This is a genomic window from Pseudomonas fluorescens (assembly GCF_030344995.1).
Taxonomy (GTDB): domain Bacteria; phylum Pseudomonadota; class Gammaproteobacteria; order Pseudomonadales; family Pseudomonadaceae; genus Aquipseudomonas; species Aquipseudomonas fluorescens_BF.
Map to the genome: position 1 here is coordinate 6066921 of NZ_CP128260.1, position 22697 is coordinate 6089617.

24 protein-coding genes and 1 pseudogene are annotated in these 22697 nt (G+C 57.0%); 12 read left to right on the forward strand and 13 right to left on the reverse strand.

Going from position 1 to position 22697, the window contains the following annotated elements:
* The first annotated feature begins 43 nt into the window (after positions 1-43).
* The 4 genes and pseudogenes from dbpA to yccS all read left to right on the forward strand — a co-directional run bounded on the left by dbpA (position 44) and on the right by yccS (position 5053).
* On the forward strand, positions 44-1429 hold the full coding sequence (gene dbpA / locus QR290_RS27315) for an ATP-dependent RNA helicase DbpA (protein WP_289203964.1): 1386 nt from the start codon (positions 44-46) through the stop codon (positions 1427-1429).
* Between the two features lie 10 nt (positions 1430-1439).
* Positions 1440-1547: pseudogene (locus QR290_RS28860) on the forward strand (metal ABC transporter ATP-binding protein); the annotation flags it as partial.
* A gap of 33 nt (positions 1548-1580) precedes the next feature.
* Positions 1581-2759 carry an NAD(P)/FAD-dependent oxidoreductase gene (locus QR290_RS27320; RefSeq protein WP_289203965.1) on the forward strand — a complete coding sequence of 393 codons (1179 nt, stop codon included), beginning with the start codon at positions 1581-1583 and terminating at the stop codon, positions 2757-2759.
* 110 nt (positions 2760-2869) lie between these two features.
* Positions 2870-5053 (forward strand): YccS family putative transporter, encoded by a 2184-nt coding sequence (gene yccS, locus QR290_RS27325; RefSeq protein WP_289203966.1) that lies wholly within the window; start codon positions 2870-2872, stop codon positions 5051-5053.
* 6 nt (positions 5054-5059) lie between these two features.
* Here yccS and QR290_RS27330 read toward each other — a convergent pair whose 3' ends face one another.
* The gene (locus tag QR290_RS27330) at positions 5060-5797 is read right to left on the reverse strand and encodes a substrate-binding periplasmic protein (RefSeq protein WP_064380188.1); all 738 of its coding nucleotides are present in this window, start codon (positions 5795-5797) and stop codon (positions 5060-5062) included.
* 256 nt (positions 5798-6053) lie between these two features.
* On the opposite strand from QR290_RS27330, the gene QR290_RS27335 reads away from it, so the two are divergent.
* Positions 6054-6506: a GNAT family N-acetyltransferase gene (locus QR290_RS27335; protein WP_011336314.1), complete on the forward strand. Its 453-nt coding sequence runs from the start codon at positions 6054-6056 to the stop codon at positions 6504-6506.
* A 236-nt stretch (positions 6507-6742) separates the two neighbouring features.
* Here the strand turns inward: QR290_RS27335 and QR290_RS27340 are convergent, their stop codons facing one another.
* From QR290_RS27340 to QR290_RS27350, 3 genes are read right to left on the reverse strand one after another with little or no spacing between them, the layout of a single operon-like run.
* Positions 6743-7039 (reverse strand): winged helix-turn-helix domain-containing protein, encoded by a 297-nt coding sequence (locus QR290_RS27340; protein ID WP_007894945.1) that lies wholly within the window; start codon positions 7037-7039, stop codon positions 6743-6745.
* Between the two features lie 24 nt (positions 7040-7063).
* Positions 7064-7555, reverse strand: coding sequence for a M48 metallopeptidase family protein (locus tag QR290_RS27345; protein WP_007959720.1), 492 nt, complete (start codon positions 7553-7555; stop codon positions 7064-7066).
* A gap of 41 nt (positions 7556-7596) precedes the next feature.
* On the reverse strand, positions 7597-9720 hold the full coding sequence (locus QR290_RS27350) for a putative bifunctional diguanylate cyclase/phosphodiesterase (protein WP_115079468.1): 2124 nt from the start codon (positions 9718-9720) through the stop codon (positions 7597-7599).
* A 351-nt stretch (positions 9721-10071) separates the two neighbouring features.
* Here QR290_RS27350 and QR290_RS27355 point away from each other — a divergent pair, with 351 nt between their 5' ends.
* Positions 10072-10740: a polysaccharide lyase family 7 protein gene (locus QR290_RS27355; protein ID WP_289203967.1), complete on the forward strand. Its 669-nt coding sequence runs from the start codon at positions 10072-10074 to the stop codon at positions 10738-10740.
* A gap of 364 nt (positions 10741-11104) precedes the next feature.
* Complete coding sequence (locus QR290_RS27360; protein WP_289203968.1) at positions 11105-11464, forward strand: DUF6124 family protein; 360 nt, start codon at positions 11105-11107, stop codon at positions 11462-11464.
* Between the two features lie 101 nt (positions 11465-11565).
* On the opposite strand, the gene QR290_RS27365 is transcribed toward QR290_RS27360, so the two are convergent.
* Positions 11566-11868: a hypothetical protein gene (locus tag QR290_RS27365; RefSeq protein WP_162803852.1), complete on the reverse strand. Its 303-nt coding sequence runs from the start codon at positions 11866-11868 to the stop codon at positions 11566-11568.
* Between the two features lie 331 nt (positions 11869-12199).
* Between QR290_RS27365 and QR290_RS27370 the strand changes: the two genes are divergently transcribed.
* The 5 genes from QR290_RS27370 to QR290_RS27390 all read left to right on the forward strand — a co-directional run bounded on the left by QR290_RS27370 (position 12200) and on the right by QR290_RS27390 (position 15081).
* The gene (locus tag QR290_RS27370) at positions 12200-12412 is read left to right on the forward strand and encodes a transcriptional regulator (RefSeq protein ID WP_289203969.1); all 213 of its coding nucleotides are present in this window, start codon (positions 12200-12202) and stop codon (positions 12410-12412) included.
* A gap of 254 nt (positions 12413-12666) precedes the next feature.
* Positions 12667-13278, forward strand: coding sequence for a hypothetical protein (locus QR290_RS27375; protein ID WP_162803853.1), 612 nt, complete (start codon positions 12667-12669; stop codon positions 13276-13278).
* A gap of 140 nt (positions 13279-13418) precedes the next feature.
* On the forward strand, positions 13419-13862 hold the full coding sequence (locus tag QR290_RS27380) for a hypothetical protein (RefSeq protein WP_115079471.1): 444 nt from the start codon (positions 13419-13421) through the stop codon (positions 13860-13862).
* A gap of 166 nt (positions 13863-14028) precedes the next feature.
* Positions 14029-14367: a hypothetical protein gene (locus QR290_RS27385; protein WP_162803854.1), complete on the forward strand. Its 339-nt coding sequence runs from the start codon at positions 14029-14031 to the stop codon at positions 14365-14367.
* A 138-nt stretch (positions 14368-14505) separates the two neighbouring features.
* A complete protein-coding gene (locus QR290_RS27390; RefSeq protein WP_289203970.1) occupies positions 14506-15081 on the forward strand; it encodes a hypothetical protein in 576 nt (191 codons plus the stop codon).
* A gap of 542 nt (positions 15082-15623) precedes the next feature.
* On the opposite strand, the gene QR290_RS27395 is transcribed toward QR290_RS27390, so the two are convergent.
* From QR290_RS27395 to epd, 8 genes are all read right to left on the reverse strand, one after another.
* A complete protein-coding gene (locus tag QR290_RS27395; protein WP_289203971.1) occupies positions 15624-16637 on the reverse strand; it encodes an IS110 family transposase in 1014 nt (337 codons plus the stop codon).
* Between the two features lie 159 nt (positions 16638-16796).
* On the reverse strand, positions 16797-18068 hold the full coding sequence (locus QR290_RS27400; protein WP_289203972.1) for a type II toxin-antitoxin system HipA family toxin: 1272 nt from the start codon (positions 18066-18068) through the stop codon (positions 16797-16799).
* The gene (locus QR290_RS27405; RefSeq protein WP_102619726.1) at positions 18061-18312 is read right to left on the reverse strand and encodes a helix-turn-helix transcriptional regulator; all 252 of its coding nucleotides are present in this window, start codon (positions 18310-18312) and stop codon (positions 18061-18063) included. The genes QR290_RS27400 and QR290_RS27405 overlap by 8 nt, the downstream gene beginning before the upstream one ends.
* 160 nt (positions 18313-18472) lie before the next feature.
* Positions 18473-19537, reverse strand: coding sequence for a class II fructose-bisphosphate aldolase (gene fba / locus QR290_RS27410; RefSeq protein ID WP_007959708.1), 1065 nt, complete (start codon positions 19535-19537; stop codon positions 18473-18475).
* A gap of 125 nt (positions 19538-19662) precedes the next feature.
* A complete protein-coding gene (locus tag QR290_RS27415; RefSeq protein ID WP_115079475.1) occupies positions 19663-19995 on the reverse strand; it encodes an MliC family protein in 333 nt (110 codons plus the stop codon).
* Between the two features lie 57 nt (positions 19996-20052).
* On the reverse strand, positions 20053-20274 hold the full coding sequence (locus tag QR290_RS27420; protein WP_115079476.1) for a hypothetical protein: 222 nt from the start codon (positions 20272-20274) through the stop codon (positions 20053-20055).
* A 34-nt stretch (positions 20275-20308) separates the two neighbouring features.
* Complete coding sequence (locus QR290_RS27425) at positions 20309-21472, reverse strand: phosphoglycerate kinase (protein WP_011336326.1); 1164 nt, start codon at positions 21470-21472, stop codon at positions 20309-20311.
* A 12-nt stretch (positions 21473-21484) separates the two neighbouring features.
* Positions 21485-22537: an erythrose-4-phosphate dehydrogenase gene (gene epd, locus QR290_RS27430; protein ID WP_289203973.1), complete on the reverse strand. Its 1053-nt coding sequence runs from the start codon at positions 22535-22537 to the stop codon at positions 21485-21487.
* Between the last annotated feature and the right edge of the window lie 160 nt (positions 22538-22697).

Consider the following 22697-nt stretch of genomic DNA (forward strand, 5'->3'; position numbering starts at 1 on the left):
GGGCTGCTACACTGCGCGACATTTTGTTTTGCAGGCCAGTCCCGTGACCACCATCGCCACCGCTTTTAATACTTTGCCGCTGTCCGCCGCCATGCTGGCTAACCTCGACTCCCTCGGTTATGCCCAGATGACGCCGATCCAGGCGCAGAGCTTGCCGGTGATCCTCAAGGGGATGGACCTGATCGCCCAGGCCAAGACCGGCAGCGGCAAGACCGCCGCGTTCGGCATCGGCCTGCTGAACCCGATCAATCCGCGCTACTTCGGTTGCCAGGCGCTGGTGATTTGCCCGACTCGCGAGCTGGCCGACCAGGTCGCCAAGGAAATCCGCCGTCTGGCCCGTGCCGAAGACAACATCAAGGTCCTGACCCTGTGCGGCGGCGTGTCCTTCGGCCCGCAGATCGGCTCGCTGGAGCACGGCGCGCACATCATCGTCGGCACTCCGGGCCGCCTCCAGCAGCACCTGCGCAAGGGTTCTCTGGTTCTCGACGGCCTGAACACGCTGATCCTCGACGAGGCCGACCGCATGCTCGACATGGGTTTCTACGACGCGATCGAAGACATCATCGAGCAGACCCCGACCCGCCGTCAGACCCTGCTGTTCTCGGCAACCTACCCGGTGGGCATCAAGCAACTGGCGTCGAAGTTCATGCGTGATCCGCAAACGGTCAAGGCCGAAGCGTTCCACGACGACACCCAGATCGAGCAGCGCTTTTACGAGATTTCCCCGGAAGAGCGCATGAGCGCGGTGACCAAGGTTCTGCATCACTTCCGCCCGGCCTCCACCGTGGCGTTCTGCTTCACCAAGCAGCAAGTGCAGGAAACCGTCGATCACCTGACCTCCAAAGGCATTTCCGCCGTCGGCCTGCACGGCGATCTGGAACAGCGTGACCGCGATCAGGTGCTGGCGATGTTCGCCAACCGCAGCACTTCGGTGCTGGTTGCCACCGACGTTGCCGCCCGTGGCCTGGACATCGATTCGCTGGACATGGTGATCAACGTCGAGCTGGCCCGGGATTCGGAAATCCACATTCACCGTGTTGGACGTACCGGTCGTGCGGGCGAGAAAGGCATCGCGGTCAGCCTGGTGGCGCCGTCGGAAGCGCACCGCGCGCAAGCCATCGAACAACTGCAGAAAACCCCGCTGAACTGGGATCAGGTGGACAACCTCAAGTCACAGGGCGGTGCCCCGCTGCAACCGCCGATGAGCACGCTGTGCATTGCTGGCGGGCGCAAGGACAAGGTGCGTCCGGGCGACATTCTCGGCGCACTGACCGGTGAAGCCGGCATTCCGGGCGCTCAGGTCGGCAAGATCGCGATCTTCGACTTCCAGTCGTATGTGGCCGTCGAGCGCACCGTGGTCATGCAGGCGCTGCAGCGTTTGAACAACGGCAAGATCAAGGGCCGTTCGCTGCGCGTTCGCGTCTTGTAAGCGGTCTTCCATCCAAGGAAGATCCCCTGTGGGAGCGGGCTTGCTCGCGAAAGCGGTGATTCAGGCGACTTATGTGTCAACTGACACACCGCATTCGCGAGCAAGCCCGCTCCCACAGTTTGTTTTGTGGTGACAACGTGAGGACACCGTTTTGCGCTCTACCGAAGTCGTGATCATTGGCGCTGGCGCCGCAGGGTTGATGTGTGCACTGACCGCCGCCGGGCGCGGGCGTCAGGTGTTGCTGCTCGACCACGCGAACAAGGCCGGCAAGAAAATCCTGATGTCCGGCGGTGGGCGCTGCAACTTCACCAACATGTACACCGAACCGAGCAATTTCCTCTCGCAGAATGCGCACTTCTGCAAATCTGCGCTGGCCCGTTACACCCAGTGGGATTTCATCGGCATGGTCGCCAAGCACGGCGTGCCATATCACGAGAAAAAACTCGGCCAACTGTTCTGCGATAACAAATCCAGCGACATCCTCGGCATGCTGCTGGACGAGTGCGATCAAGTCGGCGTCAATCTGCACCTCGACACCTCGATCCAGACCATCGAGAAAGTTGAAGGCGGCTACCTGCTCGACACCACCCTCGGCCAGATCCAGTGCCAGTCGCTGGTGATCGCCACTGGCGGCCTGTCGATCCCGACGTTGGGCGCGACCGGTTTCGGTTATCAGGTCGCCAAGCAATTCGGCCACGACCTGCTGCCGACCCGCGCCGGGCTGGTGCCGTTCACCATCACCGATCAGCTCAAGGACTTGTGCACCGAATTGTCCGGCACCTCGGTGGATTGTCTGGTCAGCTGCAACGATCAGAGCTTTCGCGAGAACATCCTGTTCACCCACCGTGGCCTCAGCGGCCCGGCGATTCTGCAGATTTCCTCGTTCTGGGAGCCGGGCGACACCGTCGAGATCAACCTGCTGCCCGACCACGACGCCGCAAGCTGGCTGCAACAGCAGACCGCCGAGCGTCCGAACAGCGAACTGAAAACCCTGCTCGGCGAAATCTTCACCAAGAAGATGGCCAACCTGCTGGCGGACAACTGGTTCGTCTCCAAACCGATGAAGCAATACACCCACGCCGAACTGGCAGACATCGCGGAGAAACTGGCTAGCTGGAAAGTCGTGCCGGCCGGCACCGAAGGCTACCGCACGGCCGAGGTGACGCTGGGTGGCGTCGACACCCGCGAAGTGTCGTCCAAGACCATGGAATCGCTGAAAAGCCCGGGCCTTTACTTCGTTGGTGAAGTGCTGGATGTCACCGGGCATCTGGGCGGATTCAACTTCCAGTGGGCGTGGGCATCGGGTTACGCGGCGGCGCAATACGTCTGATTCGAAGGCAGTGCGGAACACTTTTTGCTGTCAGATGTGATCGGCGCCATTGCGTCGGCGTCATTACTGGCTCAATTTAGCGGCATCGCCTCGGAAGGCCTTCGCACTTCATGTCCTCGACCTCGTTTCGTCAGTCTTTGCGGCGCCTGTGGGCGCTGGATAAATTCAGCTACAGCGTGCGGGTGTTCATCGCCCTGACCGGCAGCATGGCGCTGTGCTGGTATCAGGATGAAATGGGACTGCTGATCCCGCTGTTCCTCGGGATCATCGCCAGCGCCCTGGCCGAGACCGACGACAGTTGGCAGGGCCGCCTCAATGCACTGGCGGTGACGCTGGTGTGTTTCAGCGTTGCGGCGCTGTCCGTCGAACTGCTCTTCCCCTACCCCATCGTATTCGTCATCGCTCTGGCGCTGGCCAGTTTCGGCCTGACCATGCTCGGTGCGCTCGGCGAGCGTTATGGCGCGATTGCTTCGGCGACGCTGATTCTTTCCGTCTACACCATGATCGGCGTGGATCAGCGCGGTGGCGCGGTCACGGATTTCTGGCACGAGCCGATGCTGCTGGTGGCCGGTGCCGCGTGGTACGGCCTGCTGTCGGTGCTGTGGCAGGCAATGTTTTCCAATCAGCCGGTGCAGCAGAGTCTGGCGCGGCTGTTCCGCGAACTCGGCTATTACCTGAAGCTGAAATCCTCGCTGTTCGAGCCGATCCGTCAGATGGACGTCGAAGCACGGCGACTGGAACTGGCCCAGCAGAACGGCCGGGTCGTCGCAGCCCTGAACAGCGCCAAGGAAATCATCCTGCATCGGGTCGGCAACGGTCGGCCCGGCTCGAAAGTCAGCCGCTACCTGAAGCTGTACTTCCTGGCGCAAGACATTCACGAACGCGCCAGTTCTTCGCACTATCCCTATAACGCGCTGGCCGATGCATTTTTCCATAGCGATGTCTTGTTCCGCTGCCAGCGGCTGCTGCGCCAGCAAGGCAAGGCCTGTCGGGCGCTGGCGGAATCGATCCAGATGCGTCAGCCGTTCATTTACGACGCGACATTCGCCGAAGCCCTGAGCGACCTGCACGCCTCCCTCGAACACCTGCGCATCCAGAGCAACCCGGCCTGGCGCGGACTGCTCCGTTCATTGCGCGCACTGGCGGCCAACCTCGGCACCCTCGACCGTTTGCTCAGCGACGCCAGCAACCCCGACGCCCTGGCCGATGCCACCGACAGCAGCCTGCTCGACCGCTCGCCGCGCAACTTCAAGGACGTTTGGATTCGTCTGCGCACGCAGCTGACGCCGACCTCGCTGCTGTTCCGTCACGCCCTGCGTTTGCCACTGGCGCTGAGCATCGGCTACGGCATGGTGCACCTGATTCACCCGTCGCAAGGCTACTGGATCATTCTCACCACGCTGTTCGTCTGCCAGCCGAACTACGGCGCCACCCGGCGCAAACTCGGCCAGCGTATTTTCGGCACGGCGATCGGCCTGACGATTGCCTGGGCGCTGTTCGATCTGTTTCCGAATCCGCTGGTGCAGTCGTGCTTCGCCATCGCCGCGGGCGTGGTGTTCTTTACCAACCGCACCACCCGCTACACCGTGGCGACCGCCGCAATCACGATCATGGTGCTGTTCTGCTTCAACCAGGTCGGCGACGGCTACGGGCTGTTTGTGCCGAGGCTGTTCGATACCTTGCTCGGCAGCCTGATTGCGGGGCTTGCGGTGTTCCTGTTCCTGCCGGACTGGCAGGGTCGGCGCCTGAACAAAGTGCTGGCCAACACCCTCACCTGCAACAGCATTTACCTGCGCCAGATCATGCAGCAATACGCCGCCGGCAAGAGCGACGACCTCGCCTATCGCCTGGCCCGACGCAACGCGCACAACGCCGATGCGGCACTCTCCACGACGCTGGCGAACATGCTGATGGAGCCGGGGCATTTCCGGAAGGAAGCCGACGTCGGTTTCCGCTTCCTGGTGCTGTCGCACACCTTGCTCAGCTATCTGTCAGGCCTCGGCGCACACCGGGAAACTCAACTGCCGGCCGAGGTGCGCGAACACCTGATCGACGGCGCCGGGGTGAGTCTGGCGGCGAGCATCGATGAAATCGCCCAAGGCCTGGCGAGCAAACAGCCTATTGCGATTCAGAGCGATGAGGAAGAAGCGCTGGCCAACGAGCTGGAGCAAATGCCGGACGAAATCGACGAAGGCCAGCGGCTGGTGCAGACACAGCTGGCGCTGATCTGCCGCCAGCTCGGGCCGTTGCGCACGCTGGCGGCGCATCTGATCAAAGACACAGCCGAAGATTGAGCCGCCTTACATCCCGTGCTGCCTGAGCAGCTTGTCATAGCTGCCATCGGCCTTCATCGACGCAATCGCCTTGTCGAACCCGGCCACGATCTGTTCGTGCTGCGGGTTCTTCAGGCTGACCAGAATGTGCAGGCTGTTCTCGCTCAGCGGCTTGGGCAGAAACTCCACCGCGTTGCGCACTTTCGGTGATTCCCGGGCCAGGTAATAGCGAGCGACGTATTCGTCTTCCAGGGTCAGCTTGACCCGGTCCGCCGCGAGCATGCGCACAGCCATGGCGAAGTTATGCACAGGGACCTTCTGCAACGCGGTGTCGGCATCGAACGGCGCCGAATAGGCGTAGCCGCGCACGACCGCAATCGGATAGGTGTGCAGTTCCTGCAGGTTGTTGTATTCGATGGGCGCGTCTTTGCGCTTGAGAAAACGCACGCGATTGAGCAGGTACTCGGCAGAAAACTGCCCCAGCTTCGTGCGCTCGTCGTTGTACCAGGCGTTGACCAGCACGTCGTAACGTCCTTCGCCAACCCCCATCAACGCCCGCGCCCACGGCACTTGCTCGTAACCGCTGGCATAACCGGCGCGGGCCAGGGCCGTGCTGACGATGTCGGTCGCCAGCCCACCGTTGACGAGCGTGTCATCGGTAAAGGGCGGCCAGACGTCGAATACCAGACGCAATTTCTCCGCTGCAGCGCTTTGACCCAGCAACAGCAATCCGATCAAAGCAAAGGCTCGATGCAATCGCGGCATGCTTGAAAATCCTTAGCGGGCGGGCCGCCCGGCGTGTTTTCAGTCAAAACCCCAAGGCCCCTTACCGGCGAATCCCAGGCCCTAACATTAGCTCATTGAAGCCATTGCACAGCGCTTCCCAGCAGATTACACAAAGTACGGCGGGCCGCGATATTGGAATGATGGCATTTTGGCCTTTGTCACAGATTTCTCAGCCATACAGACTTATTTCGGCGCTGCGCTTAGTATCGGGCGACGTAGTTCAAGGAATCGGAAGATGACAATCGAGTGGGTCTGCAAACATCACAGCGATCTGGGACTGGAGCAGCTGTACGCCATTTTGAAATTGCGCTCGGAAGTGTTCGTGGTCGAACAGCGCTGCGCGTACCTGGATCCGGACGGTCAGGATCTGGACGGTGACACCTGCCATTTGATGGGTTGGGACGGTGATCAGCTGGTGGCGTACCTGCGCCTGCTGGACCCGGAATCCCAGGGCGGCGACGTGGTGATCGGCCGCGTGCTGACGGCACCGGCCGGGCGTGGCAAGGGGTTGGGGCATGAAATGATGGAACAGGCGCTGAAACAGGCCGAGAAGCGTTGGCCTGAGGTGCCGATCTACCTGTCGGCCCAGGCGCATTTGCAGGGGTATTACGGGAGGTACGGGTTTGTGGTGGCGGGTGAGGAATATCTGGAGGATGACATTCCGCACATAGGTATGCGTCGTTCCTGAGCTGTCGCTTGGCTGATGATCGCGGCCCTCACCCTCTCCCGGAGGGAGAGGGGACTGACCGAGTTGCCTTGCGCTATACGCCGACCTGAAAGAGCTTGGCGATTATGGATTCACAAGCATTGGTGCACGTCGGCGTATCTCTCGAATATCCCTCGGTCAGCTCCCTCTCCCTCCGGGCGGTCCGACGTTTCGGGAGGGCTGGGGTGAGGGCAACGATCCAGAGGCGAACACCCAACTCAGGGATATTCCAAAACCGCTTTTATCTGCCGCAAATTCCGCTCGATCCACCCCCGATCAATCGCCCCCCACTCGCGAATCCGATAACGCCCCGCATGATTGCGCGCGCCCTCTTCCTGCTCGAACTCGCAGACAATATCCAGATCCGCCAGCGCCGCAATCGTGTCCTGCGCCGTGCGCCGGGGCATGCCGGTGACCTCGGTCAGCGCCGGCACGCTGCTCGCCAGGCCGCTGTCGATAAGGTACGCCACATACAAGCGCCGGTAGAAACTGCTCTTGGTCTTGCTTACGTCCATGCATGCGCTCCGTTGTTTGATGTCTTATTGCATGTCCCGCCACGTCAGGTATACCCGCAGATCGAACTCGACCTGGTGGTAGCCCGGCAGCATGTGCTCACATAACTTATAGAACGCCTTGTTGTGATCCGACTCCTTGAAGTGCGCCAGCTCGTGCACGACGATCATCTTCAGAAACTCCGGCGCGGCGTCCTTGAACAGCGAGGCAATGCGGATCTCTTTCTTGGCCTTGAGCTTGCCGCCCTGCACCCGCGAAACCGTGGTGTGCAAGCCGAGGGCGCGATGGGTCAGGTCGAGGCGGTTGTCGAACAGCACCTTGTCGATGGCCGGGGCGTTGCGCAGGTATTCCTGCTTCAGGTCCAGCGCGTAGCCGTACAACGCCTTGTCGCTCTGCACATCGTGGCGGCCCGGATAGCGTTGGCTCAGGTAATCACCGAGACGATTGTCGGCGATCAATTGGCGCACCTGATCCTGCAGATTCGCGGGATAGGCCTGGAGGTATTTCAACGCAGTCATGGGGCGGCACGGGTCATGAAAAGGCCGCCAGTGTAGCGAATTCAACCGGCCAACGCGCTCCAGTCGAACGGCTCGGTAAAGCGTGCGGTGTCCTCGGCGACCAACGGCCGCGCCACCAAAAACCCTTGCACGTACTCGCATCCATGGGCTTGCAGCCACTGGTATTGCTCGACGGTTTCCACGCCTTCGGCGATCACCAGCAAGCCGTATTCCTTGCATAAGCCGATGACTGTGCGCACCAGCGAAGCATCGCGGGACGAGTCCGGCAATCGGGCGATCAGGTGCCGATCGAGTTTGAGGGTGTCCAGCTCCAGATCGCGCAGATGCGACAACGAGCAGGAGCCGGAACCGAAATCGTCCAGCGCCACCCGCACCCCGAGATTGCGCAGCAGCTTCAGCTGTTTGCGGGTCTCGTCCGGGTTGATCGTCAGCGCCTCTTCGGTCACTTCCACTTCCATCTGGTGCGGCTGCAAACCATGGCGCTCCAGCACCTGACGCAATTCGGTGACCAGATTCGGCAGGCCGAACTGGGTGTTGCTCAGGCTCACGCCGATCACCAGATCCCTGGAAAACTCGGCCTCCCAGGCCTTACGCTGCCCGGCGCTGCGATGATAGATCCAGCTGCCGAGCCGGCTGATCAGCGTCGCCTCTTCCAGCAACGGCAGGAACAGGCCCGGCGGCACATCACCGACACTCGGGTGCTGCCAGCGCAGCAACGCTTCGAAACCGCGAATCCGGCCGTCACCAATCGCGACTTGCGGCTGGTAGACCAGATTGAAATCCCGGTTCTCGATGGCGTTGCGCACGCTCTCTTCCAGCATCAGCCGTGAGCGCGCGCGGCCGTTCATTTCATGATCGTAGAAGCGATATTGCTGACGCCCGGCACGCTTGGCCTCGTACATGGCGATGTCCGAAGCACGCATCAAGCCGTCGAGGTTGTTGCCGCAATCCGGGTAGGTGGCGATGCCGATACTCGCGCCCAGCGCAATATCGAGGCCTTCGATCTGCTGACAGATCGACACCCGCTCAATGAGCTTCTCGGCGATCTTCGCCGCTTGCTCGGGGAATTCCAGATCCAGCAGCGCGGTGAACTCATCGCCACCCATCCGCGCCAGAATGTCGAACGGCCGCAGGCACGCTTTCAATTGTTCGGAGACCCAGCGCAACACCCGGTCCCCGGCATCATGGCCGAGGGAATCGTTGACCCTTTTGAAGCCGTCGAGATCGAGGTACATCAGCACCCAGCTGCTGTCCGTGCGCTCGCCGCGCAGCAACAGGTTTTCCACAGTCTGGTAGAAACCCCGGCGATTGAGCAGCCCGGTCAGCGGGTCGGTGACCGCCTGAAATTCCAGCTGTTGATGCAGATGGCGCACCACCGACATGTCCAGCACCGTCACCACCATCGCGTGCTGTTCACTCGGCAGCGGCGCGCAGGACAAGGCGACCGGCACTTGCTGCCCTGGTGCGGTACGCAGCAACGCGTCGTGTAAGCGCAATGTCTCGCCGCGTTTGTAACTGGCATAAAACTCGGAATCGGCCCACAGCGGAATGTGCGGTTTCTGCAGGAAATCGAGAAACTCCTGCCCCTCCAGTTCCTTCACTGGCGCATTGAGCAGCCGGGAAATCGCCGGGTTGGCGAAGCGGATCAAGCCATCCTCGGCCAGCACCAGAATGCCTTCGGCGGCGTTATCCAGCACCGACGCATTAAAGGCCCGCGCCGATTCCAGATCCTGACTCAGGCGCTGCAAGGCCCGGCGATTGCGCTGGTGTTCCAGTAACGCCTGGACTTTGGGCTTGAGAATTTGCGGATCGAACGGTTTGAACAGGTAATCCACCGCACCGCTGGCGTAACCCTTGATCACAGCGTCCTGGGACTGCTCATTGGCGGTGAGGAAAATAATGGGGGTCAGGCGCGTGCGCTGACTGCCGCGCATCAGCCGCGCGACTTCGAAACCGTCCATGCCCGGCATCTGCACATCCAGCAGCACCAGATCGACGTCGTGTTCGAGCAGCAGGCTGAGGGCTTCGAAACCGGAAGCCGCGGTCATTACCTGCCAGTCCTGGCGCTGCAGCAACGCGCGCATGCTGATCAGATTTTCAGGGTAATCATCAACGATCAAAAGGACTGAGCTGCCTTCACCTGGCTGGGGTTGCGCGCATTCCATGCTGCTTCTCTTGTCGGGACATCTCGTGTCGGGGCATCTCGGATCGGTGTACCGGGCGGTTTCTCGTGAAAACCGTACAGTCACTGAGCCTTCACTCTAGTCCGGGATCTGTAAAAGCAATAGCTGTCATCCAGCCATCATTTAACCAAACCGATAGGCAGCCGACTAACGGTCACCGCTGTAGCCCCCGAAAACCGGGAAAGATGGCATTTCGACAGGATGTTGACGCCAATCATCCGCCAGACGGCCGTTAACAAAAAATCCCTCTACGCTTATAAAGGCCGCCCCCAAGAACCGCGGGCTAGAGCTTCTGGAACGCGCGTGCAACAGCAACAGAGTGGAAGAACCGACATGATCGACCTCGCAACCTGGAACCTCAGCGTTCCCGTTGGCAGCCCGCCCTACACCGTCGAAACCTCCAAACTGGTGAACGGCTTCAAGGATCAGTACTTCCATTCCGACACCGGCACCCTGTTCTTCTGGTCCCCGGTGACCGGCTCGAAAACCGAAAACGCCATTTACCCGCGCACCGAACTGCGCGAAACCTACAGCAACGGCACCCTGCGCAACTGGTACTACCCGGACGCCGACAACCTGCTGCGCGCAACCCTCTCGGTCAACAAGGTGCCCAGCTCCGGGAAGATCGTCATCGGCCAGATCCACGCGTACGAAAGCCAGAAGCCGATGCTCAAGCTTGAGTACCAATACAAGGACAAAACCGAGACCGGCAACCTGGTGATCAAACTGCGCACCCATCCGGATCAGGACGAGAGCCGCGTCATTACCCTCGCCACCGGGATCAAACTCAATCGCGAATTCAACTACCTCATTCACCTCAGCCCCGGCGGCGCACTGGGCGTGAGTGCGGCCGGCTATCAGTGGGATTCGCAGATCAGCGCGACGTGGCGCAACAAACCGCTGTATTTCAAGGCGGGCGTGTATGTGCAGGACAACACCGGGTACACCAGTGAGGGTGGGCAGGTGACGTTCACCAAGCTGGATATCGATCACGATAAATAGCCGCGATGCGTCCGTTTAAGGCAGCTGTTTAAAGGCAGTGCGCGTAACGTCTCGAAGACTACAACGGCTTGCGTCGCTGCCTACCACTACGCCAGAATCCGCCGGCTTGTGCGCCTGGAGGGCCATCGGTAACTTGATTCGGGTCACTGATTCGCAGTGATCGGGTTTAGTAGCCCGAGGGTTCGAGCTTGTGCACAAGCATCTATCAGTCAGGAATTTCGATTTCTGCACCTGATGGCGACTGTGCGCAGGGCATCTTCGGGTGCGCCGGCTTGCTCGAAACCCCGGTCTACTAACCTGCGTACAGTTGCCTCCACTTTGATTAGTAGCCAGAGCGGGGGCACTCCAATCAGGTTTCGAGCAAATGATTAAATCTACGCCTCATCCGCCGGTCACAGACCCGGCCTCTCCCTACGATTCCATCGACCCAAAAAAACTCAACGAAGCCGCCGAACGCGCCCTCGACCACTACCTCTGCCCCGGCGCCCGCATCATGGCCACGTTCAACGAACCCGACCGCATGTACTTCGCCAATCCCGCCTACAACACCGAATCCCTGCTGGCCAACGCCAGCGAAACCCTCGGCTCCGCCAGCGAAATGCTCAACAACTTCGCCGCCACCCTCCCTCCCACCGACCGTAAGACCGCGACTGGCATTGCGCAGTTGGTGATGCTGGGAGAACTGGCGGTGAATCAGGCGTTGGATCACGTCGAACCGAAGTAATAAGTGCAAAAGGGGCGAACTCATTGAGTCGCCCCTATTATTGCACTCAACCATTTCTCCGACGGATCTCCTGCAAACCCAAGAATCGATAATTCCGAGGTTCAACTTTTACCGCTTTCGCTCACTGAGGTGATCACATAAGTATTGAGGAAGCTCACTGCAGTATTTCGAATTGGAAGCACCGTAACCTGTGGAAACGGAGAAGGTGGCGTTGGAGTTGCTCCACCATATTGAACGGCCTCTAGGTCGTACGTCCCCGGCGTGATACCACGAGCGGTCAATACATTCACACTTATTTCACCTCTAATGAATACTCCCTGCTGCCTTCGTAAAGCCCAGAAAACAGAGTAATCATCGAGCGTATATGTCAGGACAAGAACAGGAATAAGGATGCTGACTTCCACCAAATAGAACTCCAACACATCACCAACCCTAGTACAACCTGGCAAGAGACACTCAACTTGAAAATATAGCCGACCAACAGGTCCCGCATTCTGAGTTATTTTAGGCGCACACTTCTTATCCTTGGCAAGGGATAAGCACTAAAGTCGAAAGCGACCATCATTAATACGCTTGGAGTCGACAATGGCGTATTTGCTGAAACCCTGAGTAATTATCACTTTTAGCCCTATTCAATGGTTACGTTGGCTCTCTACCCCCTCAACTTATCGGATAGTTATACGAAAAACCCCTTTTAGAAATCACAGTTTTTATAACTATTTACGATAGACGCGCATGAATTACGTTTTATTGATCAGTCGTGGCTCAAAAATACGTAAACAACGTATAAGTCGCGGCCTGACGCAAGTACAACTTTCCAATCTCGCGGGGCTGACACGATACAAAATCATCGTGGTGGAGAAAGGCGCTCCATCTGTCAGCATGATCGCCTACCCACGCACCCTGGCAGCCCTGAGCAAAAATGGGGACAGCAAAAAAGGGAACTGACTATTTATCAGGCATATTGTGCACACATGCAAAATAAACAAATCCTCCCCATTTTTTCCTTTTTTCACTCGACAAAACAAACAAACTCGTCACTTTTGTCTTTTTTTATCATAACGCTTATTTCGAAAATATATTAAAAACTGTCATTTCTTACAGGCCACTGCACACACACTTCAAACTAATATATTCCACGTTACAAAATAAAAAATAAACCACAAAAATCCTATCCCTCACATTGAGTCACAAGGTGAAAAATGAGCGATTATCATTGGAATTCATTTACAGGAAAACTTTACCTCAGCAATGACACCCTCACATGTCATGTAGGCTTAAATTACATAAAGAATGAAGGTGGCACCGGCACAACCAGCGGAGGAGGACGCACTGGGCAATCTGAAAGTTATAGCGGGGACAGCGCAGCAACTGAAAACCCTATTACGGATTACCTTTGCGCCAACACATGCTCAGGCGTTACATCGGCCCTATTGCACTTCGAGTACGTTGGAGATTCCGGCAAATACATAATCACCAGTAAAGAATCAGGAGCCTACCCTGGTGAGTACTTAGGAATGAGCAATCTTGGCTACTTAAGATTCTACAAATCAACAAGCGACATGAATCATTTTTCACTTATCGATTCGGGGGGAGGAGTGATAGAACTCACAAATCTACCGACCGACAAGAACATCTACACCGGATTAACCTTAAACTGCAACATTCGCGGCAAAGTAAATCAATATGGAAAGACATACGCTACAGGAAGCCAACACCAATGGGCAGCATACCTAGGAACAGGGTCGACTGCCAATTGGCTTGAAGGTTGCTTTCATCTAGAGATTGTAGAGCGTAACGTAGCAAAAAACTGAACTATTAAAAACAAAAGCAAAACAAAAGGGAAAACAAAAGGGGACAGTTTTATTTAACATATGAATCCACCCTAAATCCCTCACCTCTCATCGGTCATTGAAAGACAGCGTGACCACTTCAACAAACAAGGAAGCTCTCCATGGCCACCCAATACGTTATAGTTAAAGAACCATTCGCCCATTTCTATTCAGACACAACAACTGAAAGAGCGGAACCCATCATGGGTGTAAAACCCAGAGACACCAATAACGTCGCCTATACCTTGTACAACAAACCATACGGCAAGTATCAATTTCTGGGCGGCTGTAATTTTTTGTTTCCAACATCCATTCCTTTCATACCCGGCATGGTCGTAGACTTTTATGCAGACAACACAACCACAGGCATAACTGCAAACTCATTCATCAACCAGCTGACACTCCCCAGCAACTTCAACAATACCGATGTAAGGATTTTCATGGGCATTCCAGCCATGGACAAACTGGATAACGGCTTGATCGAGTGCTATGGGTCTGTTACAGACACAAAGAACATCACTGTTTATGTCATGCCGTCTCTTTTCTTCACGATCCAGAAACCTTAGAAAACCGGATCAATGAATACCAAAGCAAAAAATTGAGGGGGCGTAATTTATAAATTGGCCATACACACCCAACTAAAAAGGAGTTCTAGATATGCTATGCATAATTGAAAACCACGACCTCGTGGCCATAAACCTACGCTCGGGCAGATATCTTACTGGTACTGTAATGAATATTGACAGCAACGGAATGGTGATAAAGACCGGCCCCGACAAGGAAAATTTAAGAGCAGTTCTTTTGAAAGACATTGATTCAATATTATTTGGCGAAAATGAAGAGTTAATGTTACTTGCTGAAAAATTGGCTGCAGATACCCTCGCGCAGATTGCTAGTGAGCAAGATGAACGGGAGTCTATTATCGTAGGTCGCCGACCCGTAGGTATCTCCCCCCCATCCAGGCCAACACTCGACCCCACAGACTCACACGACACACTACCTATCTGGAACGAGAGGTTAAACATATGGAACCATGTACCTAAAAATATTTCTGGAGACGGATTTATTTAACCGACCACCTTTAGAGTCAACAACTCCGAATGAAAGAAGACAAATTTATTTGTTGGCGAATGCGTTCATTTGCAGAATAAATAAATCTGCTATCCGTCACTTTAACACCATCACACCAAGAAACCTGGAGTAACTGACATGAGTTTAACACAAGGCGTACAACTCCACGTGTACCTGCGCACTGACGACAAATTCACCGCGATCACAAGAAAAAACAAATTGGTCGACGGCACCATCGAATCGATAGACAGCGCAGGCATAAAAGTAAAGAATGTAGCAGGCATAGTCGAATCTATTAAAGACATTGATATCATTGCAATGCAGCTAAAGGATTTTGATCGTACAGTAATTAAGGTGATAGAGGATGGAATTACGGAGATTAACTATGGAGTTTCCCACCCCCAGATTAACTCCGAAAATATCTGGCCGGGAACCGCAGAAACCATAGGCATCCCTAGTACCCCACCCGCCGCCCCAGAACCAATTACTGTTAAACCCTATACCCCCCCTGAACCTGATAGTATTCCGTGGATTTGGGATCGCTACAATAACCCCGGGTACATGGAGGGTTCAAACGGACAACAATTACAACCAGGCTATGTTAGAAGCGCTTCAACTACTTATGCATTGAGATTTACCTTCGAAGCGGAAGAAACAATAGAGGAGTCAACTGAAACCGTCAAGGTAAAAAGATATACATACCGCCTTGCATAAGCCAACCGACAACCCCAAGAATTCTAGAGAATTTATGAAGAACTTATGGGGACGGATTTATTTAATAAGCAATAAAAATAAATCCGTCACCTTTTTTAAGGATCAGTACTTCCATTCCGACACAATCAAAGGGGACACCCATTAGCCGGTCTCAAGTCAAGGTTAAAAGCCACCGCGCCCTGCAGTTCTCAACTGCAGGGTTTGCCCTCCAACTCAACCTGATCGGTTGAACCCGTCGAACCCGTTTCCTCTTCATTGGCTACGAACGAGTCGTGCCAGACACCCATTTGGATCAAGCGGTAGCGATACGACCAGCACCGCCCTGGCAGCTAACTGCCCCAGAGAAACGTTGGTGCCGCCAATGCGTCCAAAACGTGTCACAGAACTGTGGCTCGTGCAAAACACACGTCCAGTCCCAACTGGCTCACCTGGCAGACGACCCGGTTACAACACACTCAGGCGGTGACGGTCGGTCGCCACTCAGATTTAGTGGTTCGAGCCCAGTCCCTTTTTGGTTGGCCAACCATCACCTCATTCGCCCATCAGGCGAAACAGCGTCTGGCATCAAAAGGCTGTTTCTCCTTCAGGATGTGATAACTCGCTCGCGCCAGCTTGTGTGCGAGTGCCTTGGTAGCGACCACGGCGTTGGTCTTGGCTTTCTTTTTCTCGAAAAAGCGTCTGGCATCCTCGCTGAAGCGCCGGGCGAAATTAGCCGCTTCGATATAAGCCCAGATCAAATAAGCGTTGCCGTTCTTGGCGTTGCCTTCACCTTTCTTTTTGCCGTTGGAGTAATGCGCACTTTTTACGCAGCGAGCGTAAGAGGCAAAGTGGCCTACGTCGGCAAAGCGCTCGATATTTCCGGTTTCCAGCATGATGACCGTGGCCAGCACTTCGCCAATTCCGGGCATCGTTTTCAACAAAGAAAACTCCGGGCGCAGATAGGCTTCGTGCAGTAATCGCTCTTCAAGAAAATCAATCTGGGTCTGCAATGCCTGAACAATGGCGACATTCGCTTTCATTGCCAGAGCCACATCCGCCGGCAGGCCCAGCCTGTCGACAGATGTGGCTGACAGCCCTTTGACTTCATTGCAGCTCAACCGCTGGCCAAACTGGCGCGCCATGATGTTCTCGACGGACAGAATGTGCTGAGTCCGACTGCGTACTAGTTGAATACGTTTACGTGCCAAATCTCGCAGCGCACGTTCTTGCGGCGGGTGGATATATCCCGTCGGTAAAATCCCGAGTCGCAGTAAATGCGCCAGGAACGCCGCATCATCTTTGTCATCGGCATGCTTCAAACCTTCGTAGCGTTTCATCGCCACAGGATGGGCCAGCTTCACCTCGAAGCCCGCCGCCTTAAGGCCATCGACCAACCAATACCAGTTGTAGGTGGACTCAACCACGACGCCAACCAATTCAGCACGGTGAGGCTCGAGCAACGAAAGGATTGGCGTTAGCTCGTTGGGGCAGCGTCGACTGACCAGTACTCGATCCGTTTCGTCGGTAACCACCACAACACTGTTGTTCGAATGCAGGTCTATGCCACAGAATTTCATCACGGCCTCCTACGCAAAAGACTAAGTTCGCACCTTGAATTTTGCGCCACCTCCGTGAGGTGGGGAGGCCGGCCAGATGATTCTCAGATTTATTTATCTGCTGATCGATCAAATGAATCTGCCCTCGTTTTACTTCAGTTTAAACTCAGCCGACAGACATCAAATACCGGTCGTGTCGACTGGCTTTCGCTTCATTCCTGAGCCAACGGAGTCATTCAGCGCCACTCCCCGCCCCGCGTCCCATTCCCGCTGCATATCAGCGAACAATTCACCGTTCACTCGCGCCTGATGATTCGCCAATGCTTGAGTCATCGCCTCGGCAATACGCTCGATAATCAAGGCTGGCTTTTCCACTGAGCAATGCTTGCGACCGAACTCGATCAGTTGCTGGCGATCCGGGTAGGTCTTCACCTTGTTCATCTTGATTGCCAACGTGCGATCAACCAAAGAGCGTCCGGATTTGGGATTGTAGTTTTCGTAGACGGTTGTGGTGGTGATATCGAAAACGGGCGCCAATTGCACCGTTTCCGGCGCATTGGGGTGGGTATAAATCACGCCGAAGTTCTTCAGATGCGCATCCCCGTTTCGAACCATCACCGAAAGACAGACGGAAGAAAAAAAGCGTTCCAGCTCTCGAAGCGGATCACCATGCCGACAGACCTGGCCAATCACAGCAGCAAGGGTTTCGTAGCTCTGCGAGTACTTGTAGTTGTCGTGGGGATCCTTGTTGAGTCCCAACAGAACGGCCATGTCTTCAAACCCGAGACGACCATCCTCTGTCAGGTCAAAGCGCTCCATCACAAACAAATCGCCGTTTTCGGACAGCCAGAACGGCGGCGTATCCAGCCCGGAAAGTCGAGCGGCCTCCAGGCAGAGAAATTCGTTTTGCGCCAAGTGTGCGTACTCATCCGCGCCTGATTTGACGATCAGATCGGAGCTGAGCATGGTTTTTCGATTGCCGGTGAGTTTGTCCAGATCTGGAACCAGCACCTTGGGCTGTACGCCTGAAATACCTGACTCGAAGTAGGTGTCGACGAGAAACTCGAAAATACCCTGCGACACATCGGCGGAGAGGATTTCCTGCAATCCGACTTGCGCACGCACGGATACCGGTGTCTCTATGGGATTTTGGTAGGTGAGGCGCCCGATCTGGTTCCCGCCGATGACCGATAACAAGCGCATCTCATCGATTTGCATGTGCTTGGCCATCCGGCGCTTGATCTGATCCGCCAGAAACCCTTCAGGCACATTCATATCGAAGATCGGATGCAGCACGTTGCTCACCGAGGGCGTCGGATCATAGGGCATGACTAGAGAGACCTCCCTTGTTGCATCCGCGGTTTCATAGGCAAACGAAAACTGCGATCCCTTGGACAACTCGCCAGAAAAGCCTTGCGGCGTGGTGACGTTGAGCCGTTTGACCTTACTCATCGTGCTCTACCAGATCGGCCAGGGATTTGAGATCAATGCGGTTGTCGACAATTTCCAGCGCCATGCCCAGCGCTGACAGCACCCTGAACGCGGTATAGAGCGCGACATTCTCGCCGGCTTCAAGGTCGATGATGGTTTTGCGGCTGCATTTGGCTCTGTGGGCCAATATCGCTTGGCTATAGCCTTTGGCCCGACGCAATTGCCGAATTCTTTCACCGAAAACAGCGGGATTGGGGAGCAGCATAAATGTCACCCATATGGGACTTTTTAAAATATAAAATCGATTATGTCCGCTATAGGTGACATTTCAAGTGCCTTACGTCAGTCGGCTGTTTGATAAAACTCCAGGCAAAAAGAAACCCGCCTCACGGCGGGTTTCTTTCAAATCAGCTAAACACCCGGTCTCAATTGACCTTGGCGTTCAACTCACCCTTCAGATAACGCTGATACATGCTTTCCAGCGAGATCGGCTTGATCTTCGAAGCGTTGCCGGCAGTGCCGAAGGCTTCGTAACGAGCGATACATACATCGCGCATCGCCTTCACGGTTTCGCCGAAAAATTTACGCGGGTCGAATTCGCTCGGGTTGGTGGCCATCAGGCGACGCATGGCGCCGGTGGATGCCAGACGCAGGTCGGTGTCGATGTTGACCTTGCGCACGCCGTGCTTGATGCCTTCGACGATTTCTTCAACTGGTACGCCGTAGGTTTCTTTGATGTCGCCGCCGTACTGGTTGATGATTGCCAGCCACTCTTGCGGAACCGACGAGGAACCGTGCATCACCAAGTGGGTGTTCGGGATGCGTTTGTGGATTTCCTTGATGCGGTCGATCGCCAGTACGTCGCCGGTAGGCGGCTTGGTGAACTTGTAGGCGCCGTGGCTGGTGCCGATGGCGATGGCCAGGGCGTCGACCTGAGTCTTCTTGACGAAGTCGGCAGCTTCTTCCGGGTCGGTCAGCATCTGGCTGTGATCCAGAACGCCTTCGGCGCCAATGCCGTCTTCTTCACCGGCCATGCCGGTTTCCAGCGAACCCAGGCAGCCCAGCTCGCCTTCAACCGAAACACCGCAGGCGTGAGCCATGGCGACGGTTTGTTGGGTGACGCGGACGTTGTATTCGTAGTCAGTCGGGGTCTTGCCGTCTTCGCCGAGGGAGCCGTCCATCATTACCGAGCTGAAGCCCAGCTGGATGGAACGCTGGCAGACGTCAGGGCTGGTGCCGTGGTCCTGGTGCATGCACACCGGGATGTGCGGGAATTCTTCGATCGCGGCCAGGATCAGGTGACGCAGGAACGGGGCGCCGGCGTATTTGCGGGCACCGGCCGAAGCCTGAACGATCACCGGGGAGTCAGTCTTGTCAGCGGCTTCCATGATGGCGCGCATCTGCTCAAGGTTGTTGACGTTGAAGGCTGGAACGCCGTAGCCGAACTCGGCTGCGTGGTCCAGCATCTGGCGCATGCTGATAAGTGCCATTGTGTGTCTCTCTCCCGGTTTGGGTCGTTAATCGTGCCAGCCTGCCGGAGCGGCGGCGGCTATTCAAGTGATTGCAGATCGGGGGTTGAGGCCCGGCCTGGTGATTCGATACAGCAAATTCTGTTTTATTCGGCTTTGCAGCCTCGGCCGATCAGATCATTGGTAGCGACCCAGTAGACCAGGCCTTCATTACCTTTGATGTGAAACGCCAGCATGTCGTCGCTGTACAGCGCGCCCGAGGCGCCCGGCTCTTCTTTCAGGCGATAGACCTGATCACCACCACCCAGCCGCACATCGACTGCCTTCTGGTCGGCGTCGGTGAAGCGCCACAGCACCTTGGCCTGGCTGTCGCAGGTCCAGGTGGTCCAGTTATCCACAGGGGCGGATGACTGGAACGGGTTCCACTGCGCGCAACCACCCAACAATCCCAATGCCGCAACGGCGATCAAGCCTTTCATCCGTGTTCCTCGACCGGCAGCGCACGCCGCCGGCCCTGAGTTAAAGAGTCAGACCGGTCAAGGACAACCATGTTCCTTGGCCGGGGTTTGCGTCTCGTATTTGTCCAGACCGTCCGGGCCCGAGCGCTTGTTCAGCACCGGGTTGGTTTCGGCCTGCCAGTCGGCCTGGTAGCAGCCTTTCTGGGCATCGCCCGGTGCAGGTGTCGGCTCGGCCTTCGGGTTACTCCCGCAGGCTGCCAGCGTACCGGTCAGCAGCAACAGCGCTAACGACTTGACCATCTGAACACTCCTTTGCCTGGCCAATCGGGCGGCCTCAGGCCTTGGCCCGGCTTTCCAGGACTTCAACGGCCGGCAGAACCTTGCCTTCGACGAATTCGAGGAACGCGCCACCGCCGGTGGAAATGTAGGAGATCTTTTCCGCCACGCCATATTTATCGATGGCCGCCAGGGTGTCGCCACCGCCGGCAATCGAGAACGCCGCGCTTTCGGCGATGGCTTCGGCCAGCACTTTGGTGCCGTTGCCGAACTGGTCGAATTCGAACACGCCGACCGGGCCGTTCCACAGGATGGTTTTCGACGACTTCAGCAGTTCGGCGAAGTTGGCCGCGGTTTGCGGGCCGATGTCGAGGATCATGTCGTCGGCAGCGACGTCAGCGATCAGCTTCACGGTCGCTTCAGCGCTTTCGGCGAATTCCTTGGCAACCACTACGTCCACCGGCAGCGGCACGCTGACCTTGGCGGCGATGGCGCGCGCGGTGTCCAGCAGGTCCGGCTCGTACAGCGACTTGCCGACCGGGTGACCGGCCGCAGCGAGGAAGGTGTTGGCGATGCCGCCGCCGACGATCAGTTGATCGCAGATCTGGCTCAGGCTGTTCAGTACGTCGAGTTTGGTCGAGACCTTGGAACCGGCAACGATCGCCGCCATCGGCTTGGCCGGCGCGCCCAGAGCCTTGCCCAGTGCGTCGAGTTCAGCAGCCAGCAGCGGGCCGGCAGCGGCGACTTTGGCGAACTTGGCTACGCCGTGGGTCGAACCTTCAGCGCGGTGAGCGGTGCCGAAAGCGTCCATCACGAACACGTCGCACAGGGCGGCGTATTGCTGGGCCAGTTCGTCGGCGTTCTTTTTCTCGCCCTTGTTGAAGCGCACGTTTTCGAACAGCACGATGTCGCCGGCCTTGACGTCAACGCCGCCCAGGTAATCGGCCACCAGCGGCACTTCGCGGCCCAGGGCCTTGCTCAGGTAATCGGCGACAGGCTTGAGGCTGTTCTCGGCAGAGAATTCGCCTTCGGTCGGACGACCCAGGTGCGAGCAGACCATCACGGCCGCGCCTTTTTCCAGGGCCAGCTTGATGGTCGGCAGCGAAGCCAGGATACGCGCATCGCTGGTGACAACACCGTCCTTGACTGGGACGTTGAGGTCTTCGCGGATCAATACGCGCTTACCTTGCAGATCGAGGTCGGACATCTTCAACACGGTCATGGGTCGCACTTCCTACGGTTTTTTTGAAGTCGCTGTTTGCAGATAGTGTTCTGCAACATCCAGCATTCGGTTGGCAAAACCCCATTCGTTGTCGAACCAGGCCAGGATGTTCACCAGCCGTGGGCCGGAAACGCGGGTCTGACTGGCATCGACGATGGCCGAATGTGGGTCATGGTTGAAATCACAACTTGCGTGGGGCAGTTCGGTGTAGGCCAGCAGACCTTTGAGCGGGCCGCTGGTGGCGGCCTCGCGCAGGATCCGGTTGACCTCGCCGGCGTCGGTGTCGCTCGCGGTCTGCATCGTGATGTCGAGGCAGGACACATTGACCGTCGGCACGCGTACGGCTTTGGCCTGAATTCGCCCGGCAAGTTCCGGCAGCAGGCGCTCGATACCACGCGCCAGACCGGTGGACACCGGGATCACCGACTGGAACGCCGAGCGGGTGCGGCGCAGGTCTTCATGGTGATAGGCGTCGATCACCGGCTGATCGTTCATTGCCGAGTGAATCGTGGTGATCGATACGTAATCCAGGCCGACCGCCTGATCCAGCAGACGCAACAGCGGCACGCCGCAGTTGGTGGTGCAGGAAGCGTTGGATACCAGCAGTTCGTCGCCGGTCAGGCAATCCTGATTGACGCCGTAGACGATGGTGGCGTCGACATCCGCCTCGCTGGCCATCGGCTGCGAAAACAGCACACGCGGCGCGCCGGCGTCGAGAAAACGCTGGCCGTCTGCGCGGGTGTGCCAGGCGCCGGAGCATTCGAGCACCAGATCGACGCCCAGCGACGCCCAATCGATGCCTTCGGGGGTGGCACTGCGCAGGACCTTCACGCAGTCGCCATTAATATGCAGACAATCGCCATCGACCTTCACTTCGCCGGGGAACCGGCCGTGGGTGGAGTCGAAGCGTGTCAGGTATTCGATGCTGGCCATGTCGGCCAGATCGTTGATCGCGACAATTTCAAACCCGGCCTTCTCGCCTCGCTCGAACAACGCACGCAAGACGCAACGACCAATCCGGCCGTAGCCGTTGAGTGCAACTTTGTAGGGACGCGGTTGAGGCATGGGGTTCTCGATTACCGTGGTGAATCAGGCAGTGCGATGTTGCCCGAACCACCGCTTTCGCGGGCAAGCCCGCTCCCACAGGTTCTTTGGTGTACACAAAATGTGTGATCAACCTAAAACACTGTGGGAGCGGCGGTGCGACGATTCGACTTGCTCGCGA

Excerpts from the sequence above, each read along its gene's own strand:
- yccS (WP_289203966.1), top strand. The coding sequence starts at position 2,870 with ATGTCCTCGACCTCGTTTCGTCAGTCTTTGCGGCGCCTGTGGGCGCTG.
- QR290_RS27330 (WP_064380188.1), bottom strand. The coding sequence starts at position 5,797 with ATGCCGCGATTGCATCGAGCCTTTGCTTTGATCGGATTGCTGTTGCTG.
- QR290_RS27335 (WP_011336314.1), top strand. The coding sequence starts at position 6,054 with ATGACAATCGAGTGGGTCTGCAAACATCACAGCGATCTGGGACTGGAG.
- QR290_RS27340 (WP_007894945.1), bottom strand. The coding sequence starts at position 7,039 with ATGGACGTAAGCAAGACCAAGAGCAGTTTCTACCGGCGCTTGTATGTG.
- QR290_RS27345 (WP_007959720.1), bottom strand. The coding sequence starts at position 7,555 with ATGACTGCGTTGAAATACCTCCAGGCCTATCCCGCGAATCTGCAGGAT.
- QR290_RS27350 (WP_115079468.1), bottom strand. The coding sequence starts at position 9,720 with ATGGAATGCGCGCAACCCCAGCCAGGTGAAGGCAGCTCAGTCCTTTTG.
- QR290_RS27355 (WP_289203967.1), top strand. The coding sequence starts at position 10,072 with ATGATCGACCTCGCAACCTGGAACCTCAGCGTTCCCGTTGGCAGCCCG.
- QR290_RS27360 (WP_289203968.1), top strand. The coding sequence starts at position 11,105 with ATGATTAAATCTACGCCTCATCCGCCGGTCACAGACCCGGCCTCTCCC.
- QR290_RS27370 (WP_289203969.1), top strand. The coding sequence starts at position 12,200 with ATGAATTACGTTTTATTGATCAGTCGTGGCTCAAAAATACGTAAACAA.
- QR290_RS27375 (WP_162803853.1), top strand. The coding sequence starts at position 12,667 with ATGAGCGATTATCATTGGAATTCATTTACAGGAAAACTTTACCTCAGC.
- QR290_RS27380 (WP_115079471.1), top strand. The coding sequence starts at position 13,419 with ATGGCCACCCAATACGTTATAGTTAAAGAACCATTCGCCCATTTCTAT.
- QR290_RS27385 (WP_162803854.1), top strand. The coding sequence starts at position 14,029 with ATGAATATTGACAGCAACGGAATGGTGATAAAGACCGGCCCCGACAAG.
- QR290_RS27390 (WP_289203970.1), top strand. The coding sequence starts at position 14,506 with ATGAGTTTAACACAAGGCGTACAACTCCACGTGTACCTGCGCACTGAC.
- QR290_RS27395 (WP_289203971.1), bottom strand. The coding sequence starts at position 16,637 with ATGAAATTCTGTGGCATAGACCTGCATTCGAACAACAGTGTTGTGGTG.
- QR290_RS27400 (WP_289203972.1), bottom strand. The coding sequence starts at position 18,068 with ATGAGTAAGGTCAAACGGCTCAACGTCACCACGCCGCAAGGCTTTTCT.
- QR290_RS27405 (WP_102619726.1), bottom strand. The coding sequence starts at position 18,312 with ATGCTGCTCCCCAATCCCGCTGTTTTCGGTGAAAGAATTCGGCAATTG.
- fba (WP_007959708.1), bottom strand. The coding sequence starts at position 19,537 with ATGGCACTTATCAGCATGCGCCAGATGCTGGACCACGCAGCCGAGTTC.
- QR290_RS27415 (WP_115079475.1), bottom strand. The coding sequence starts at position 19,995 with ATGAAAGGCTTGATCGCCGTTGCGGCATTGGGATTGTTGGGTGGTTGC.
- QR290_RS27420 (WP_115079476.1), bottom strand. The coding sequence starts at position 20,274 with ATGGTCAAGTCGTTAGCGCTGTTGCTGCTGACCGGTACGCTGGCAGCC.
- QR290_RS27425 (WP_011336326.1), bottom strand. The coding sequence starts at position 21,472 with ATGACCGTGTTGAAGATGTCCGACCTCGATCTGCAAGGTAAGCGCGTA.
- epd (WP_289203973.1), bottom strand. The coding sequence starts at position 22,537 with ATGCCTCAACCGCGTCCCTACAAAGTTGCACTCAACGGCTACGGCCGG.